This is a genomic window from Treponema sp. (genome assembly GCF_045641405.1).
GTDB lineage: Bacteria > Spirochaetota > Spirochaetia > Treponematales > Treponemataceae > Treponema_D.
Map to the genome: position 1 here is coordinate 1 of NZ_JAZUGX010000030.1, position 2,733 is coordinate 2,733.

The window sequence follows — 2,733 nt, forward strand, 5'->3', positions numbered from 1 at the left end:
TCTCCATGGCAGAAATTTTCCGCTTGCTTTAAGGGCTTCTTCGGCTGCGTATTGCAATCCTCCGCAACATGGAACTTCCATTCGGACAATTGTAACACTTTTAATATTATTATTCGCGATAATCTGTGTAAGTTTTTCTGTTATCAAAAATGAACCAGTGGACGAACAAAACAAAACTAACATCATAGTCACTGTCAGGGCCTGGCAAACCCCCAGGCCCTGCTTCCATTTTCGCATGCATATAAAATGCGAAGCTTATAAAACATTATTTCAAGCCATCAGATTCTTAATATCATTTTCTGGAGTAGTAATTGGAGCAATGCCATACTTTTCCACCAGATAATTCAGAATGTTGGGTGAAATGAAGGCTGGGAGAGATGGTCCAAGCCGTATGTTTTTGATTCCAAGATGCAGGAGTGTCAGCAGAATACATACTGCTTTCTGCTCATACCAGGAAAGAACAAAAGACAACGGCAGTTCATTTACCCCACATCCAAAGGCACCTGCCAGTGCCACAGCAACTTGAATTGCGCCATAAGCATCGTTGCACTGCCCCATATCCATAAGCCTTGGCAAACCACCGATTTCACCCAGATTAAGATCGTTGAAACGGTACTTTCCGCAGGCCAGGGTCAACACAATACTGTCTTTTGGAGTCTGCTTTACAAATTCCGTGTAATAGTTTCTTCCAGGCTTTGCACCGTCACAACCGGCAACCAGAAAAAAATGCCTTATGGCACCAGTCTTTACGGCTTCTACCACGGTTTCTGCATGTGACAGAATTGCTTCATGACCAAAACCTGTTGTCACTTCTGTGCCGCCATTAATGCCGATAAACATCTTGTCCTCAGCATATCCGCCAAGTTCAAGAGCTTTTTCAATCACAGGAGAAAAGTCCTTTTTTTCATCAATATGAACTGCCCCTGGAAATGCAACAACTTCGGTAGTGAACACTCTGTCTGCATAGCTTTCTTTTGGCGGCATAAGACAGTTTGTGGTAAACAATACAGGTGCAGGAAGATTATCAAATTCCTTCTGCTGATTCTGCCATGCGGTACCAAAATTTCCCTTTAAGTGAGGATATTTCTTCAGTTCCGGGTAAGCATGGGCAGGAAGCATTTCACCATGAGTATATATGTTTATTCCTTTTTCCTCAGTCTGTTCCAAAAGAAGCTGCAAGTCTTTCAAATCGTGTCCCGTAACTACAATAAAAGGACCTTTTTCCACTGACAGAGGAACCGTTACAGGCACAGGAGTACCATAGGTTTCCGTATTAGCCTTATCCAGTAAAGCCATGCACTTAAGGTTCATTTCTCCAACTTTAAGTACTGTCGGAAGAAGATTTTCAACTGTTTCTTCATAACCGATTTTAAACAGTGCTTCACAGAAGAATCTGTTTACCTCATCATCAGAATATCCAAGGACGTCTGCATGATAAGCGTATGCAGCCATTCCGCGGATGCCAAACAGAATAAGAGACTTCAGGGAACGAATGTCCTCGTCCGCATTCCACAGCAGTTTCATGTCATATTCATCATTTCTTCCGCATGGAGAAGCGCAGGTACTGCAAGCTGGAACCAGCTTCTGTTTTTCTGAACGAACCTTCTGAATCATGTTCATAATGGCAGCATTATCAAAACTTACGTTGGTAATAGTGGTAAAAAGCCCTTCAATGATTGCCTTATACGTACTTTCTTCAGGAACTGTAGTACCTTCGGTTGACCTTGCAAGACCAATCAATGCACCAGTCAGTTCATCCTGAAGAAGAGCTGTATCTGCCTTTTTCCCGCAGACTCCCGCGTTTCCTACGCAGGCTGCACATCCTGCAGTCTGTTCACACTGAAAACAAAACATTTTATTTTCCATTTTCATTCCTCCTTTAGTCCAGAATCTTTCCATCAATTGATATAGTCACTACCTGCCATGGAATACATTTTCCGCTGTTCTGCAAGGCTTTTTTTGCTGCCATTTCCAATCCGCCGCAACAAGGAACTTCCATACGAACAATCGTAACGCTCTGAATATCGTTGTTTACTAAAATTTCCGTAAGTTTTTCACTGTAATCCACACTGTCCAGCTTAGGACATCCCACAAGTGTTACCTTACCCTTAATGAATTCCTGATGAAAATTTGCATAGGCATATGCTGTGCAGTCTGCTGCAATCAATAGCTTTGCACCGTTAAAGTAAGGAGCATTAAGCGGAGCCAGTTTAATCTGAACAGGCCAGGTTCTAAGCTGAGATACAGGAGTCATGCTACTTACAAAAGCTGAATCTTCTCTCTGCTCCATCATTCTAAGTCTGCTTCCCGGACAACCATCACCGTGATTTTGAATTTTTTCCTGTTGAGCAAGAATATGTTTTCTCATTTCTACAGCCTTTTCATCATAAGCAGCTGCTTCACGTTCAGTAATTGTAATTGCTCCGCTTGGACAAGAAGGAAGACAGTCTCCAAATCCATCACAAAAATCATCTTTTACAAGCTTTGCTTTTCCATCTACCATGACAATTGCATTTTCGTGACAGGCATTTGCACAAAGTCCGCAACCAGTACATTTTTCTTCATCAATATTAATAATTTTTCTAATCATAAAAGACCTCCGTTGCTCTTCTGTATGTATTTAATTTATCAGTTGCTGTAAAATAAAAATGTTGTTAAAACAACAAAATGAGGATATTTATGCAGAATAATATAGCTGATGTTTTAGTCGAATTTGGCCAGGAAAAAAAGACT

3 protein-coding genes and 1 pseudogene are annotated in these 2,733 nt (G+C 41.3%); all 4 read right to left on the bottom strand.

The window, feature by feature from the left end; genetic code table 11:
- Positions 1-186, bottom strand: a pseudogene (locus tag ACKI39_RS04510) (hypothetical protein); the annotation flags it as partial.
- A gap of 8 nt (positions 187-194) precedes the next feature.
- The gene (locus tag ACKI39_RS04515; RefSeq protein ID WP_407398084.1) at positions 195-266 is read right to left on the bottom strand and encodes a DNA polymerase beta superfamily protein; all 72 of its coding nucleotides are present in this window, start codon (positions 264-266) and stop codon (positions 195-197) included.
- Between the two features lie 4 nt (positions 267-270).
- Positions 271-1,866, bottom strand: a complete 1,596-nt coding sequence (gene hcp / locus ACKI39_RS04520) for a hydroxylamine reductase (RefSeq protein WP_407398080.1) — start codon at positions 1,864-1,866, stop codon at positions 271-273.
- Positions 1,867-1,879: 13 nt separating this feature from the next.
- Entirely contained in the window at positions 1,880-2,590 is a 711-nt protein-coding gene (locus ACKI39_RS04525; RefSeq protein WP_407398082.1) for an ATP-binding protein, read from the bottom strand.
- Between the last annotated feature and the right edge of the window lie 143 nt (positions 2,591-2,733).